Source organism: Devosia alba, from assembly GCF_039938915.1.
GTDB lineage: Bacteria > Pseudomonadota > Alphaproteobacteria > Rhizobiales > Devosiaceae > Devosia > Devosia alba.
This window is the reverse complement of the sequence record NZ_JBDUUI010000001.1, coordinates 194,200-209,186: the sequence shown is the minus strand read 5'-3', so window position 1 is coordinate 209,186 and position 14,987 is coordinate 194,200. Positions and strand designations below refer to the sequence as shown.

The 14,987-nt window shown below is 61.9% G+C and carries 13 protein-coding genes; 11 read left to right on the top strand and 2 right to left on the bottom strand.

The window, feature by feature from the left end; genetic code table 11:
- The first annotated feature begins 98 nt into the window (after positions 1-98).
- The 4 genes from rplM (at position 99) to ABFY71_RS00965 (ending at position 3,387) form a co-directional block, all read left to right on the top strand.
- Entirely contained in the window at positions 99-563 is a 465-nt protein-coding gene (gene rplM / locus ABFY71_RS00980) for a 50S ribosomal protein L13 (RefSeq protein WP_305583025.1), read from the top strand.
- A gap of 1 nt (position 564) precedes the next feature.
- Entirely contained in the window at positions 565-1,047 is a 483-nt protein-coding gene (rpsI, locus tag ABFY71_RS00975; RefSeq protein WP_305582990.1) for a 30S ribosomal protein S9, read from the top strand.
- 101 nt (positions 1,048-1,148) lie between these two features.
- Positions 1,149-1,835, top strand: a complete 687-nt coding sequence (locus ABFY71_RS00970; RefSeq protein ID WP_347944289.1) for an SdpI family protein — start codon at positions 1,149-1,151, stop codon at positions 1,833-1,835.
- 181 nt (positions 1,836-2,016) lie between these two features.
- A complete protein-coding gene (locus tag ABFY71_RS00965; protein WP_347944288.1) occupies positions 2,017-3,387 on the top strand; it encodes a dicarboxylate/amino acid:cation symporter in 1,371 nt (456 codons plus the stop codon).
- 182 nt (positions 3,388-3,569) lie between these two features.
- Here the strand turns inward: ABFY71_RS00965 and ABFY71_RS00960 are convergent, their stop codons facing one another.
- Positions 3,570-4,886: a glycosyltransferase gene (locus ABFY71_RS00960; protein WP_347944287.1), complete on the bottom strand. Its 1,317-nt coding sequence runs from the start codon at positions 4,884-4,886 to the stop codon at positions 3,570-3,572.
- A gap of 412 nt (positions 4,887-5,298) precedes the next feature.
- Between ABFY71_RS00960 and ABFY71_RS00955 the strand changes: the two genes are divergently transcribed.
- From ABFY71_RS00955 to ABFY71_RS00925, 7 genes are all read left to right on the top strand, one after another.
- The gene (locus tag ABFY71_RS00955; protein WP_305582982.1) at positions 5,299-6,510 is read left to right on the top strand and encodes an LL-diaminopimelate aminotransferase; all 1,212 of its coding nucleotides are present in this window, start codon (positions 5,299-5,301) and stop codon (positions 6,508-6,510) included.
- Between the two features lie 293 nt (positions 6,511-6,803).
- Positions 6,804-8,144, top strand: a complete 1,341-nt coding sequence (locus tag ABFY71_RS00950) for a homoserine dehydrogenase (RefSeq protein WP_305583023.1) — start codon at positions 6,804-6,806, stop codon at positions 8,142-8,144.
- Positions 8,145-8,178: 34 nt separating this feature from the next.
- Positions 8,179-9,165, top strand: a complete 987-nt coding sequence (glpX, locus tag ABFY71_RS00945) for a class II fructose-bisphosphatase (RefSeq protein WP_347944286.1) — start codon at positions 8,179-8,181, stop codon at positions 9,163-9,165.
- A 100-nt stretch (positions 9,166-9,265) separates the two neighbouring features.
- The gene (recJ, locus tag ABFY71_RS00940; RefSeq protein ID WP_347944285.1) at positions 9,266-11,056 is read left to right on the top strand and encodes a single-stranded-DNA-specific exonuclease RecJ; all 1,791 of its coding nucleotides are present in this window, start codon (positions 9,266-9,268) and stop codon (positions 11,054-11,056) included.
- 75 nt (positions 11,057-11,131) lie between these two features.
- Entirely contained in the window at positions 11,132-12,466 is a 1,335-nt protein-coding gene (locus ABFY71_RS00935) for an NAD(P)/FAD-dependent oxidoreductase (RefSeq protein ID WP_347944284.1), read from the top strand.
- Positions 12,451-13,236, top strand: a complete 786-nt coding sequence (locus ABFY71_RS00930; protein WP_347944283.1) for a DUF1365 domain-containing protein — start codon at positions 12,451-12,453, stop codon at positions 13,234-13,236. The genes ABFY71_RS00935 and ABFY71_RS00930 overlap by 16 nt, the downstream gene beginning before the upstream one ends.
- Before the next feature lie 25 nt (positions 13,237-13,261).
- Positions 13,262-14,497 carry a class I SAM-dependent methyltransferase gene (locus ABFY71_RS00925; protein ID WP_347944282.1) on the top strand — a complete coding sequence of 412 codons (1,236 nt, stop codon included), beginning with the start codon at positions 13,262-13,264 and terminating at the stop codon, positions 14,495-14,497.
- A gap of 63 nt (positions 14,498-14,560) precedes the next feature.
- On the opposite strand, the gene ABFY71_RS00920 is transcribed toward ABFY71_RS00925, so the two are convergent.
- Positions 14,561-14,857 (bottom strand): PRC-barrel domain-containing protein, encoded by a 297-nt coding sequence (locus tag ABFY71_RS00920; protein WP_305579534.1) that lies wholly within the window; start codon positions 14,855-14,857, stop codon positions 14,561-14,563.
- Positions 14,858-14,987 lie beyond the last annotated feature (130 nt).

The window sequence follows — 14,987 nt, the reverse complement described above, 5'->3', positions numbered from 1 at the left end:
GTTGACGCCTGCAGGAATACCGCATAAACGAGCCAGCGAACGTGACGCTTTCTCCTCAGGAGAGGGTTGATCACCCCAAGAATTTAGGGAATTCAAGCATGAGCACTTACTCGGCAAAACCGAGCGAGATCGAAAAGAAGTGGATCCTGATCGATGCCGAAGGCCTCGTCGTGGGTCGCGTTGCTTCGATCATTGCTTCGCGTCTGCGCGGCAAGCACAAGCCAACTTTCACACCACACATGGACATGGGCGACAATATCATTGTCATCAATGCCGACAAGGTGAAGCTGACCGGTCGCAAGCTCGATCAGCACAAGTTCTATTGGCACACTGGCCACCCTGGCGGCATCAAGGACCGGACGGCCCGCGAGATCCTCGAAGGTCGTTTTCCTGAGCGCGTGCTCGAGAACGCCGTTCGCCGCATGATGCCGGGCGGCCCGCTGACCCGTGCGCAGCTGAAGAATCTCCGCGTCTACACTGGCGCCGAGCATCCCCATGAAGCGCAGGACCCGGCAAAGCTGGACGTTGCTGCGATGAACCCCAAAAATGCGCGGGTGAAGTAATATGGCCGAAACCATCAACTCCCTCGAAGACCTCGGCACCACCACCGTCGCTCCTGTCGTCAACACCGCACCGGTGCACGTTCAGAAGCTCGACGCCCAGGGTCGTGCCTATGCCACCGGCAAGCGCAAGAACGCGGTTGCCCGCGTCTGGATCAAGCCAGGCAAGGGCACTGTCACGGTCAATGGCCGTGAGTTCGCCACATATTTTGCGCGTCCCGTGTTGCAGCTGATCGTCAAGCAGCCAATCGTGGCAACCGAACGCACCGACCAGTACGACGTTGTCGTCACGGTAGCCGGCGGCGGTCTGTCCGGTCAGGCCGGCGCCGTGCGTCACGGTATCTCCAAGGCTCTCAACTTCTTCGAGCCGGGCCTGCGCCCAGTGCTCAAGAAGGGTGGCTTCCTGACCCGCGATAGCCGCGTTGTCGAGCGCAAGAAGTATGGCAAGGCCAAGGCCCGCAAGTCCTTCCAGTTCTCCAAGCGTTAAGCTGGAACTGCCAAAAATTGCAGAGGGGTCGGGAAACCGGCCCCTTTTTGCCTTTGCTGCATGTGGTGCCTGCGATCATTCTGCCGCGTCAGCATTATTTATTGTGGTCTCTGCCCGCTGACATTGTCGGCCGGTTCACCTATCTCAGCGCCATGAACAGCCTCGTCACCCGCTTCCACCTGTTGCTGACTGCCGTCACCATTGCCATAACCGGCGTGGCGGTGCTGCGGGTGCCGGCCGACTTCGGTTTTGTCGCCCTCTGGTCCGGCGGCACCCCGGTCTGGCAATGGCCGCGCGATATCGCCCTGGCTGTGGGACCGACCGTCTCGCTGGCGTTGCTGGTTGGTTTTTTTGTCATCGGGCGGTTGCTCAGCAAGAACCACTTCGCCAAGACCCAGCACATTCTCGATCCGGCCCTGACGCTGCTGCTGGCGATTGTCGCTGCGACCCAACTCGGGCTGTTGCTGGTCGGGGTCGGCTCCGATCTCGATATTGTTCGTCTCACCGGCTTCGGACTGGGCGCAACGCTGCTGCTGCTTGGTGTCGTGCTGTTTGAGGCGGAGCGGCACACCTATGCCGGACTGCGCATGCCCTGGCCCATTGCTTCGGATCGCGCCTGGAGGCTGGTGCATCGCGCTGCGGGCACCACAACCTTTCTGGCCGGCGTAACCCTGCTGGCGCTGGCCTGGTTCGATGTCGGCATCGGTGTGCTGGTGATCAGCTTTGCGGTTGCAATGCTGGCCCCTGCGCTGGTCGCCGCACTGATATCTCTGTTGGCGCGCAACTAGTTAGCGAGCTCGCACAGCAATTGCCCGGGAGCGGTTGCGGCCGGCAGGATTTTCTCACCATATGCTAACATTTGGAATGCCATGTGCTGTGCACATCCTGTCAAAGACGTAGGGTGTTGCCTAATTAGTCGGCGATCTGCCCAGCAAGTGGGCGGACGTTCCGGCAGGTCACAGGTGCACCATGTCTCCCACAACACTCTCTGCTGCCCGGCCGCCGCGCCCGGCAAAACCCTTCTACAGCACCTTCGGTTTTCAGGTTCTGGCGTCCATGGTGGTCGGCCTTATCCTCGGCTTGATTGCCCGGCAAATGGGCCCTGATGTCGCCGGCAACGCCAATTGGCTGAGCCTGACGCTGGCCACCATCGGCTCGACCTTCGTGTCGCTATTGCGTGCCCTGGTGCCCGTACTGGTGTTTACTGCCATCGTCGCCTCCATCGCCAATCTGCGTGAGCTCAACAATGCCGCGCAACTGGTCTGGCAGACCCTGTTGTGGTTTGCCATTACCGCGTTGATCGCGGTGTCCATCGGCATTGCGCTTGGGCTGCTCATCCAGCCCGGTCTGCATACAGGCGTCACCGCTGAGGCCGCCCGCCTGCCGTCCTCGTCGGGGTCGTGGCTGGATTTCCTCAAGGGACTGATTCCCGCCAACATCCTGGGCCTGCAGGCGTCCACCCGCGTCACCGATGGCTCGGCCAGCACCAGCCTGAACTTCAACGTGCTGCAAATCCTGGTGGTTGCCATTGTCGTGGGTGTTGCGGCGCTGCGTGTCGGCCCCGCGGTAGACACCTTCCTGGCGTTCAATCGCTCATTTCTCAAAATCATCCACAAAATCCTGTGGTGGGTGATCCGCCTGACACCGATCGGCACCATCGGCCTGCTGGGCAATGCCGTGGCCGTCTATGGCTGGGACGCGCTGGCCCAACTCGGCTGGTTCTCCGGCGCCATCTATATCGGCCTGGCTCTGGTGCTGTTCGTGGTCTACCCGATCCTGCTGCAGGCCAATGGCCTCAACCCGATCCGCTACTTTCAGAGTGCCTGGCCTGCGATCCAGCTCGGCTTTGTTTCGCGCTCCTCGATTGGCACGCTGCCGATGACCGAACGCGTTACCGAGCAGAATTTGGGCGTGCCGCGTGAATATGCTGCCTTCGCTGTGCCCCTGGGCGCCACTACCAAGATGGATGGTTGCGCCGCCATCTATCCGGCGATCGCGGCAATCTTCGTCGCTCAGTTCTTCGGTATTCAGCTTGGCCTGCAGGAATATCTGCTGATCGTCTTTGTCTCGGTGCTGGGGTCGGCCGCCACGGCAGGCCTGACGGGCGCCGTGGTCATGCTGACGCTGACCCTGTCCACGCTGGGCCTGCCGCTGGAGGGCGTCGGCCTGCTGCTGGCCGTCGATCCGATCCTCGATATGGGTCGCACCGCGGTCAATGTGGCTGGCCAGGCGCTGGTACCCACCATCGTTGCCAAGCGTCAGGGCATCCTCAATCAGGAGGTCTATGACCGGGCCGGAAGCATTGATGCCCTCGACGTCAATGAGGCCGTGCCTGCCTGACCGGCTCACTCTGAACCTGCAAAAAAAGGGGGAGGCGAAAGCCTCCCTTTTCTATTTTGGAGCGAACGCACGCCAACAAGCCTGAAGCGTTTCAGCAAAAGTGGCGCCAGTCTTGCGCCTCGAAGCCCGACCCATCAAAGACCTGCAGCGATGTCGCCGTTTCAGCGAAACGGTGGCATGCGCTAGCCCACCTTTTTCAGCGTCTGCTTGACCTTCTTGACAGGCTTGACCTTGCTGACGCGCGGCACATAGTTGGCCATCACGCGTTCGATCACCTTGATGGCCTTGTCGGTACCGTCTTCGGCATGCAGCTGTTCGGCTATGTCGCTGGCGTTGCGGCGGTAATCGGGATTGCTGCTCAGATCGGCCAGCGCGGCGGCCAGGATTTCCGAGGTCAGCTTGCGCAGCCGTACCGGTTTGGGGCCGCAGCCCAGTTCATAGACGCGTCGTCCCCAATAGGGCTGGTCGACGGCCTGTGGCACGACAAAGGTCGGGCGGCCCAGATGGAGCCCTGCCGAGGTCGTACCGGCCCCGCCGTGGTGAACGACGGCCGACACATATTTGAACAGCTTGTCGTGCGGCGCCTTCTCGATGGCAAAAATCGTCTCGGGCAGGTCTTTGGGATTGATCCCACCCCAACCGCGCGCCACCACGGCCCGACCGCCCCACATCGCCACCGCTTCCTTGAGGATCCTGGTATTGCGCTCGGCCCCGAAGGGCATTGAGCCGAAGCCGATATAGACCGGCGCGTCGCCCTCGGAGAGGAATTTCTGGAACTCGGCAGAAGGCTGCCAGTCCGAGCGATCCTTGAGGTTCCAGTAGCCGGTAACGATGGCGCTTTTGGGCCAGTCGCGCGGCCGTGGCGATACCACGGGGGAATAGGGGTACAGCGTTATCAGCGAGGTGCCGTCGGTATTGCGGAAGAAGCCACCCTTCTTGCGCGAATCCAGCCCCATCAGCTCGCGCCGCAGCTTGTTGCGCGGCAGATTGTAATAGATCTGCTGCACCGTCATGGCGGTATAGGTCAGCCGGTTGAAAGCGGGCCCGAAATCGGCGCCGTAGTAGATGCAGAGCGGGAATTCACTGGTCGAGTTCAGCGGCTGCAACGCCACCATGATGGCCGGGACATGCAGCGCCTCGGCAATGTCGATGCCAAAGCTGGTGTTCATGTTCAGGATCAGCATGTCGGCGCCCTGACACATCTGCCAGGCATGCCGGGCGGCGGTATCGACGATCTGCTGACCCTGCCGCAGCAGGGAAGGGCCGTTGATGAGCATGGACTGGCTCATCGCGTTCTCGAATCGCTGCTGGGTCAGGAACGACTGGATCGATGGTCCCAGCGTGTGGAATTCGATGCCGTAGCCCTCGACCATGCCCTGAAATTCTTCGGACGCACCCAGTACGACAGAGTAGCCGCGCTCTTGCAGCGCAATGGCCAGAGCAAGATAGGGTTGAACGTCGCCCTGCGTGCCGATTGTGACAAGGGCAATGCGCTTCAAGTGTCTAACCTCACCGTGTGGCAGCCGTGGAGCCCAAAATTGGCATCCGGCCCGCCATTTACAATACCTCGACGAGGAATTATGAACGGCTATCTATAGTGGGTTTCAATACAAAAATCGCATTCGAAGGGCAAGGGACATGCAGTCTCTGTACACTGTTGCTAGGGTTGGAGCTTCGCTCGCCGGCAGTGCAATGGCTGCGGCCGCCCTTCCGGCGGCTGGCGCAAACGCCCGCTAGCTCTTCCCGCATGGCCCCCACCGGCCGGGAAGAGCCGAACATCACCAAGCGGCCAGCGGGTCTTTAACCCGTTTACAACCACAATTCCGCGATAATCGACCCCATAATGGGGTTTGGCGCTGCATCGGCGCGTCGTGGCCCACGTTTGGTCCTTGTCGGACCGCAGAGGAAATCATGAGCGAAGAGTTCCATCGCATCCGCCGCCTGCCACCCTATGTCTTCGAACACATCAATCCGATCAAGGCCAAGGCGCGCGCGGAAGGGGTCGACATTATTGACCTCGGCATGGGCAATCCCGATCTGCCGACGCCCGAACACATCGTCAAGAAGCTGCAGGACACGGTGCTCGATTCGCGCACCCACCGCTATTCGAGCTCCAAGGGCATCCCGGGACTGCGCAAGGCCCAGGCCAGCTATTATGGCCGCCGCTTTGGCGTAAAACTCAATCCGGACACCCAGATTGTTGCAACGCTGGGCTCCAAGGAAGGCTTTGCCAACATGGCCCAGGCGATCACCGCGCCTGGCGACGTGGTGCTGGTGCCCAATCCGACCTATCCCATCCACTCCTTCGGCTTCATCATGAGCGGCGGCGTCGTGCGCTCGATGCCGGCCGATCCCAATGAAGACTTCATGCGCTCGCTCGATCGGGCCGTGCGGCACTCGATCCCCAAGCCGATCGCGCTGGTGCTGAACTATCCGGCCAATCCCACCGCCTACACGGCCACGCTCGATTTCTACACCGAAGTGGTCAAGTACTGCCGCGAGAACGACATCTTCATCCTCTCCGATCTGGCCTATTCAGAGATCTATTTTGATGATGTGCCGCCCCCCTCAGTGCTGCAGGTCCCCGGCGCCATGGACATCGCGGTCGAATTCACCTCGATGTCCAAGACCTACTCCATGCCGGGCTGGCGGGTGGGCTTTGCCGTTGGCAATGAACGCCTGATCGCGGCCCTGGCGCGGGTCAAGTCCTATCTCGACTATGGTGCCTTCACCCCCATCCAGGTGGCGGCCACCGCTGCCCTCAACGGCTCTGACGATGTGGTCGAGGAGATCCGCAAGATCTACAAATTCCGCCGTGACGTGATGATCGAGAGCTTTGCCCGCTCGGGCTGGATCATTCCGGTACCCAAGGCCACCATGTTCGCCTGGGCGCCGATTCCGCCGCAGTTCGCTCATCTCGGTTCGCTCGAATTCGCCAAGCTGCTGATCCGTGAAACCGGCGTTGGCGTTGCTCCCGGCGTCGGCTTTGGCGAATACGGCGATCAGTATATCCGGCTGGCCTTTGTCGAGAACGAACAGCGCATCCGTCAGGCTGCGCGCAACGTCAAGAAACTGCTGGGCTCCAAGACCGGGTCGGGCAATGTGGTGCCACTGGCCGGCTGATCCCCATTTCGGACGCTCAAAAGCGGGCCATACTGTCTCAATTGGGCGGTATGGCCCGGATCATATGGGGTTCTGGCTAAACTCCTATTGACGGCTAGGCATTTACCTACGCAGATGTCGCCACCATGAGTGATATCCAGTCTTTCCGCCAAGCCGTCGAATCCTTTATCTCCGCACGCGGCTGGACGCCGACCCGCTTCGGGCGCACCGTTGCCGGCGATCCGCTGTTCGTGTTTGACCTGCGTGAGGGGCGCGAACCGCGCTCCGACACCCGCACCCGCATCCTCAAGGCGATGCAGGATTTCGGCGATGGCGCGGCGCTGCCGCCGCTGCGGGTCGGTGTGGCCGGCCTGGGCAATGTCGGGGCCACCCTGGTCAGCATCCTGCAAAAGGATGGCGCTGAACTGACCAAAAAGCTTGGCCGCCATCTGGTGGTGACCGCCGTTGCCGCTCGTTCGCGCTCGCGCGATCGCGGTATTGATATTTCGGGTCTGGATTGGTTCGATGATCCGGTCGCCCTGGCGAAATCGGATGGTATCGATCTGTTCGTCGAACTGATCGGCGGCGAGGACGGTCCGGCCCTGGCCTCGGTCAAAGCCGCGCTGGAACTCGGCCGTCCGGTGGTCACGGCCAATAAGGCACTGCTGGCCAAACACGGCACCGAGCTGGCCAAGCTGGCCGAGAATACCGGCGCCCAACTAGGCTTTGAGGCCGCCGTGGCCGGCGGCATACCGGTGATCAAGACGCTGCGCGAGGGCCTCGGCTCGGCGCGCATCGCCAAGGTGTTCGGCATCATGAACGGCACCTGCAACTATATTCTCACCCGCATGGGCAAGGAGGACATCTCCTTTGCCGATTGTCTCAAGGACGCGCAGGCGCTCGGCTATGCAGAAGCCGACCCAAGCTTCGACGTGGATGGTCACGACACCGCCCACAAGCTGGCGATTCTGGCGACGCTGTGCTTTGGCTATGAACTGGCGCCCGACAAGATCCGGGTCGACGGCATAACCGGCATCACCCAGCACGATATTCGGGTTGCCGCTGACCTGGGCTACAAGATCAAGCTGCTCGGCATCGCCCAGCGCACTGAAGACGGCATCGAGCAGCGCGTGCATCCTACCTTTGTGCCCAAGGACAGTGCCATTGCCGGCGTCGACGGGGTGATGAACGCCATCGCGCTCGAAACCGACCATGTGCACGAACTGCTGCTGGCTGGCCCTGGCGCGGGCGGCCCGCCCACCGCGTCATCGGTGCTCTCGGACATTCTCGATATTGCCCGGGGCACCCGCGTGCCGCCGCTCGGCGTGCCCAGTGACGAGTTGTTGCCCTATCGTGAGGCGTCGGTGCGCCCCCATGATGGCGGCTACTATATTCGCCTGAGCGCCAAGGATGTGCCGGGCGCACTGGCCGGTATCGCCACCCGCATGGGCGAACGGGGGATATCCATCGATAGCGTCATCCAGCGGGCCGATTTGAGTGCTAAGGCTGTGGCGCCGGATGGCTCGCCAGTCCGCACTGTGGTGATGATCACGCAGCAGACTTTGGAATCAGCCGTGCGTGAATCGCTTGCGCAGATCGCTGCCGACGGGTTTATCGTGGGACAGCCGCAATTGATCCGGATCGAAACGCTCTGAACCCCGCCGGGGCAGTCGAGCCCCGGGAGGACAGATGAAACTCAACAAAGCCGACGACAGCAAGAACCCAGCCCATCTGCATCGCAGCCTGACGCTCGAGCTGGTGCGTGTCACCGAACGCGCTGCAGTGGCTGCCGCCGAATGGCGCGGCAAGGGTGATGAAAAGGCTGCCGACGACGCCGCCGTGAAGGCGATGAAGGCCGAGCTGGATACCGTTGCCATTTCCGGCCGCATCGTCATTGGCGAGGGCGAGGAGCTCGAGTGCGACGACCTCTTTATCGGTCAGTCTGTCGGTGCGGGGCAGGGGCCTGAGGTCGATATCGCCGTCGACCCGCTCGAAGGCGTCACCCTGTGCGCCAAGAATCAGCCCGATTCGATCGTGGTCCTGGCCATGGCCGAGCGCGGAGGCCTGCTCAACGTCGCCCGCAATGTCTATATGCACAAGATTGCCATTGGCGCCGGCTATCCGGCAGGCACCGTCCATATCGACTGGACCGCAACCGAGAATGTCAACGCCCTGGCCAAGGCCAAGGGCGTGCCGCTCAGCGAGATTACCGCCATCGTGCTCGATCGTCCGCGTCACGCCGCACTGATCGAGGAATTGCGCACCACCGGGGTGGCGGTCAAGCTGATCAGCGATGGTGACATTGCCGGGGTGATCCACGCCGTGAACACCGAGGATACCGGCATCGATATCTATCTTGGCTCGGGCGGCGCCCCCGAGGGCGTACTGGCGGCAGCAGCCTTGCGCTGCATTGGCGGCCAGATGCAGGGCAAGCTGATCCTGGACACACCCGCCAAGCGCGAGCGGGCCATCGCCATGGGCATCACCGATCACAACCGCATCTATGACGTGACCGAACTGGCGGCCGGGGATGTGCTGGTGGCCGCAACCGGGGTGACCGACGGCAGCTTGCTGGAAGGGGTCAGGCTGCGCCGCGACTGGGTTCAGACCAGCACCGTGGTCATGCGCTCCTGGAGCCAGACCGTGCGCTGGATCAGGGCGCGGCATGCGCGGTAATTGTGCTGGCTGCCCCTCATCCGGTTTGGGGGGCCTTCTGCCGTGGGGGGAGGGAATGAGAGACCTCGACCACCAGCCCCAAATCGCCTACCCCTGAGCCATGCTTGATGCGCCGCGCCCATTTCTTGACGTTTCCCGTTCGGTCACCGGCCGCGCCTGGACCGACCGGCTGGATGCAAGCTCCACCCGCATCGCGACGGCCATTGCCCAGCGCTCGGGCGTCTCGGAAATCCTTGCCCGTGTGATGACGGCCCGCGGGGTCGCGCTCGATGACGCCGAGAAATATCTCGAGCCGACCATTCGCGAACTGATGCCCGATCCGTCCACGCTGATCGGCATGGACGAGATGGCGGATCGCCTCGCCAAGGCCATCGCCGACCATGAATCGATTGCCCTGTTTGGCGATTACGATGTCGATGGCGCCTGTTCCTGTGCGCTGATGGCGCGATTTCTGCGCCATTTCGGCATTAAGCCGCAGGTGCACATCCCCGACCGCATATTTGAAGGCTATGGCCCCAATATCGGGGCGATGGACAAGCTGATCGACGCCGGCGCCAGCTTGATCATCACGCTGGACTGCGGCACCACCAGCGACAAACCCATCGCTCATGCCCGCAGTCGCGGCGCCGATGTGCTGGTGATCGACCACCATCTGGCCGATCATGCGCTGCCCGAGGCCAATGCGCTGGTCAACCCCAACCGTCCCGATGATATTTCCGGTCTGGGCTATCTCTGCGCCGCCGGCGTCACCTTCATGGTGCTGGTGGCGGTCAATCGCGTGCTGCGCCAGCGCGGCGACACCGGTCTGCCCGATCTGCTCAAGCTGCTCGACATTGTCGCGCTCGGCACGGTCTGCGATGTGGTGCCGCTGGTCGGGCTCAATCGCGCCTTTGTCGTGCGCGGGCTGGAAATCGCCCGTCGCGGCGACAATCACGGCATTGCCGCTTTGGCCCTGGCGGCGCGCGTGTCGGGCCCGCTCAACCCCTATCATCTGGGCTTTCTGATTGGCCCCCGCATCAATGCCGGCGGTCGCATCGGCAATGCCGCTTTGGGCACTGAACTGCTCACAGTCGATGACGAACACCACGCACTCGCCATCGCCGCGCGGCTGGATGAACTCAATACCGAGCGCCAGCGCATCGAGGTCGAGGCTGTCGAAGAAGCGGTCGCCGTCGCCGATATGGAGATTGGCAGCGGAGATGGCCCGCCAGTGCTGGTGCTGGCCTCCGCCAACTGGCATCCCGGCGTCGTCGGGCTGATTGCCTCGCGCCTCAAGGATCGCTTTGAACGGCCTGCCTTTGCCATTGCGCTCAATCCCGACGGCACCGGCACCGGCTCAGGGCGTTCCATGCCCGGCGTTGATCTGGGCAGCGCTGTCATCCGGGCAGTCGAATCCGGCCTGCTGATCAAGGGTGGCGGCCATGCCATGGCCGCTGGCATCACCATTGGTCCGGGCCAACTCGGACCGTTCCGCGCCTATCTGGCCGATGCGCTCTCGCTTGATGTGGCTGCCGCGCGCGCCGCCACCGCCCTCAAGATTGACGCGGCGCTGACCGCGCGGGGTGCCAGCATCGATCTGGTCAAGGATCTGGAGCGGGCAGGGCCCTTTGGCGCGGGCAATCCGGGGCCGGTCTTTGCCTTTCCCGCCCACCGCGCCAAATTCGCCCAGGTCGTCGGCAAGGGCGGCCATATCAGTTTTGCGCTGGTGTCCGAAGATGGGGCCCGGCTCAAGGCCATCGCCTTCCGCGCCGCCAGCACCGCTATTGGCGACACGCTGCTGCGCGGCGCTGACAGCGCCCTGCATTTTGCCGGCAGCCTGGGCATTGATCACTATCAGGGGCGCGAACAGGTGCAGTTTCGCCTGATCGATCTGGCGAAACCCAAGGGCTGATCGTAACCTTCTGCTGATCCATCCCGTTGTTGCCTGCGTATCATCTTGCACAGGCCCCGACGGAGAGACCCGACCATGACTGCCCCCACCATCGCCGTTATCGGATCGGGAATATCAGGCCTTTCAGCCGCCTGGCTGCTGTCCCAGACCCAAAACGTCACCGTTTTCGAGCGGAATGCCCGGCTTGGCGGCCACGCCAACACCATTGAGGCGACGACGCCTGAGGGCCAGATCGCCGTCGACACCGGCTTTATCGTTTACAATGAGCAGAATTATCCCAATCTGACAGCGTTCTTCGATCACCTCGGCGTGCCCACCGCACCCTCGTGGATGAGTTTTGCCGTCTCGATCGGCGAGGGTCAGCGCGAATATTCCGGCGAATATCTCAATGGCCTGTTTGGCCAGCGCCGCAATATCATTCGCCCCGAGCATTGGCGGCTGGTCAGCGACATCATGCGCTTTTTCCGCAAGGCCGAGCAGCAGATCGCTACCTGCCAGGACGATCTGTCGATCGGCCAGTTCCTCGACCGATTTGGCTATTCGCGTATTTTCATTCAGGACCACATCCTGCCCATTTCGGCGGCCATCTGGTCGACGCCTTCGCGCGGCATGCTGGATTTTCCCGCCAGGACCTTCATTGAATTCTTCGCCAATCACTCCCTGTTGCAGGTCAATAATCGCCCGACCTGGCGCACGGTGCAGGGCGGCAGCCAGCAATATGTCCAGCGGATTGTCGCCCAGCAGCGGTTTGAAACCGTGCTCGATGCCGGCATCCACTCCGTCGCGCGCCATGCCGAGGGCGTCGAGATCTTCTTTGCCAACGGCCGCCGCCGCCAGTTCGATCAGGTGGTCTTTGCCTGCCATGCCGATGAGGCGCTGGCACTGCTGGCCGATCCGAGCGACGCCGAGCGCAATATCCTGGGGGCCTTCCGCTTCAACAACAATCATGCAGTGTTGCACACCGACGCCAGCTTCATGCCGCGTCGCAGACATTTGTGGTCGTCCTGGAACTATCTGCGCGGCGGTGCGGGCGAAGACGGCCTGAGCCTGACCTATTGGATGAACAGCCTGCAGCCGCTGGCCACCAAGTCAAATCTGTTCGTGACGCTCAACCCGCACCGCGAATTTGCGGCCGATAGCGTGCAGTTTGAGGTCGACTACGCCCACCCGCTGTTCGACGCCGCCGCGATCGCCGCCCAGAAGGACCTTTGGCAGGTGCAGGGCAACCAGCGCAGCTGGTTTGCCGGCGCCTGGATGGGCTATGGTTTCCATGAGGATGGTCTGCAGGCCGGGCTGGAGGTGGCCGAGCGCATCGGACCCGCCCAGCGCCCCTGGCAGGTCGGCCAGCAGCGTGGCCGTATTGCGCACAACTGGGCTGAAGGAGACCAGCGCCTATGGGCCGCGCAGTAACTCAGCAGAAGCCCGATTTTGGCGCGCTCTATGTCGGCGACGTGGTGCACAAGCGTGCCCGTCCCAAGCGCCACGCGCTGCGCTATCGGGTGTTCTCCATGCTGGTCGATCTCGATCAGCTGGCAGCCCTGGATCAAAAGCTGCGCTTGTTCTCGTTGAACCGGTTCAATCTGGTATCGCTGATGAGCAGCGATTTCGGCCCGCGCGATGGCGGCAGCATTGCCGATTTTATCCGCGCCCGGGCGGCAGCGGCCGGCGCCGGCGAGATCGCCCGCATTCGCATGCTGGCCTATCCGCGCCTGCTCGGCTTCGCCTTCAACCCCATCACCGTCTACTATTGCGACGATGCCGCCGGGGTCACCCGGTTTCTGGCCTACGAGGTCAGCAATACCTTTGGCGAGCATCATTTCTATCAGGCCGCGGTCGATGCCCAGGGCCATGAAATCCAGCACGAAACCAAGAAGGCGTTCTTTGTTTCGCCGTTCAATACGCTTGAGGGCACGTACCGCTTCTCCATCCGCCCTCCGGATGACGAGGTGTTTGTCGGCATCACCCTGGTGGGTCAGGAAGGGGGTATTCTGACCGCCTATTTCCAGGGTGAACAGCGCCCGCTGACCGACGCAATGCTGTTGAAACTGCTACTTGCATATCCACTTATGACCGCTAAGGTAGTGCTGGGCATCTACTGGGAAGCCTTGCTCTTGTGGCTTAAAGGTATGCCGCTGACGCTAAAATTGCGGCGACAGCTCAAGCGCGGACACCAAGCTTAGTAGGCAAGTTGGATCTCTGGGGCCAATGAACAAGACAGCAATAGACAATGCCAGCACCGGCGTGACTCCGTGGACGCGGCTCGTTTCCTGGGTCGTGGACGCGATCGGTTCGTCCCTTATCGGCCACCCAAAACATGGCGCCGTAACGGTGATTTTTCCCAATGGGCGCACCCGCACCATTGGAAATCCGGCGACCGGCGGGCACTCGGTGCTACGCCTCAACAATTTCCGCGTGCTCAGCGAAGCCATGCAGCGCGGTACTGTCGGTTTTGCCTCCGCCTATATGAACGGCGATATCGAAGTCGATGATCTGACGGCGCTGTTCCGTTTCTATCTGCAGAACCGCGATACCTTCGAGCAGGCCAATCCGGGTTTTTTCCGCAAGGCAGCGGGGGATCTGCATTATCATCTATCGCGCCGCAACACGCTCGAAGGCTCCAAGAAGAACATTGCCGAGCATTATGACCTGGGCAATGACTTCTACGGCCAGTGGCTCGACCCTTCCATGACCTATTCCTCGGCCGTGTTCACCTCGGGTGATCAGAGCCTCGAGGAGGCTCAACGCGAAAAATACCGTCGTGTCGCCGATATGGCGGGCGTTACCGAAGGCTCCTCCGTGCTGGAGATCGGCTGCGGCTGGGGTGGGTTCGCCGAAACCGTGGCCAAGGACTACCGTGCCAATCTGCGCGGCATCACCCTGTCGGCCGAACAGCTCAAATATGGCCGGGAGCGCCTGGCCAAACAGGGGCTCGATGAGTTTGCCACGCTGGTGTTCGAGGATTATCGCCACACCGAGGGGCAGTTTGACCATATCGGCTCCATCGAGATGATCGAGGCGGTCGGCGAGGACAACTGGGACAGTTATTTTCAGACAGTGCATGACCGGCTCAAGCCCGGCGGCACGGCCGCTATCCAGGCGATCACCATCAATGAGGCCGATTTCGACGGTTATAAAAGTGGCCCCGATTTCATCCAGCGCTACATTTTCCCCGGGGGCATGCTGCTGACCAAGACGGTGATGCGCGAGTTCGGCGAAAAATACGATCTGGTGCTGGAGAACGTCGACACCTTCCGCCTGTCCTACGCCAAGACTTTGCGATTGTGGCGTGAACGCTTCCTCGAACGCTGGCCGATGATTGCCCCGCTGGGCTATGACGAAGAGTTCAAGCGCAAATGGATATATTACCTCAGCTATTGCGAGGCCGGCTTTGCCGAAGGCTCGATTGATGTCGGCATCTACCAGTATCGCCGCCCGGCTTGACGGCGTAGCTCAAAAAAAGACCCCGGACCAGGTCCGGGGGTCTTTTACCGGCAGGGCAATGGATCAGTGGTGATGCTCTGGCATTTCTTCCAGCTGCTCCTTGGTCCAACCTGTTGCGGCGTGAACTTCGCCACTCTCGTCGCGCATGAACTGAAGATCGCCCAAGGGCACAGCTACCGGCTTGGCGCCAAGGCCGAGGAACCCGCCGACATCAATGATGACCTGACTGGAGGGGCCCATCCCATGCACATGGGAGACTTTGCCAACCTTGTGATCATCAGCGCCGTAAATGGTCGCGCCTTCAAGCGCATCGGGCGTCAGTTCGGTGGGCGACAAACGGATATGATTGGTGTGGTCCATCGTGAATGCTCCTGTATTGGGGTTCAGTGAGGCCAACGGCTTAGCCGCCGGAGCGTTCCGTCCGGTCTGGGAATTGGGCAAAACCTGCTCCAGACGCTCAAGCGCCAGGCCGACGCGCCGTGCCACCTCG

What these genes read in the sequence shown, in the direction of transcription:
- rplM (WP_305583025.1), top strand. Translation starts at nt 99, where the DNA reads ATGAGCACTTACTCGGCAAAACCGAGCGAGATCGAAAAGAAGTGGATC.
- rpsI (WP_305582990.1), top strand. Translation starts at nt 565, where the DNA reads ATGGCCGAAACCATCAACTCCCTCGAAGACCTCGGCACCACCACCGTC.
- ABFY71_RS00965 (WP_347944288.1), top strand. Translation starts at nt 2,017, where the DNA reads ATGTCTCCCACAACACTCTCTGCTGCCCGGCCGCCGCGCCCGGCAAAA.
- ABFY71_RS00955 (WP_305582982.1), top strand. Translation starts at nt 5,299, where the DNA reads ATGAGCGAAGAGTTCCATCGCATCCGCCGCCTGCCACCCTATGTCTTC.
- ABFY71_RS00950 (WP_305583023.1), top strand. Translation starts at nt 6,804, where the DNA reads ATGCAGGATTTCGGCGATGGCGCGGCGCTGCCGCCGCTGCGGGTCGGT.
- glpX (WP_347944286.1), top strand. Translation starts at nt 8,179, where the DNA reads ATGAAACTCAACAAAGCCGACGACAGCAAGAACCCAGCCCATCTGCAT.
- recJ (WP_347944285.1), top strand. Translation starts at nt 9,266, where the DNA reads ATGCTTGATGCGCCGCGCCCATTTCTTGACGTTTCCCGTTCGGTCACC.
- ABFY71_RS00935 (WP_347944284.1), top strand. Translation starts at nt 11,132, where the DNA reads ATGACTGCCCCCACCATCGCCGTTATCGGATCGGGAATATCAGGCCTT.
- ABFY71_RS00930 (WP_347944283.1), top strand. Translation starts at nt 12,451, where the DNA reads ATGGGCCGCGCAGTAACTCAGCAGAAGCCCGATTTTGGCGCGCTCTAT.
- ABFY71_RS00925 (WP_347944282.1), top strand. Translation starts at nt 13,262, where the DNA reads ATGAACAAGACAGCAATAGACAATGCCAGCACCGGCGTGACTCCGTGG.
- ABFY71_RS00920 (WP_305579534.1), bottom strand. Translation starts at nt 14,857, where the DNA reads ATGGACCACACCAATCATATCCGTTTGTCGCCCACCGAACTGACGCCC.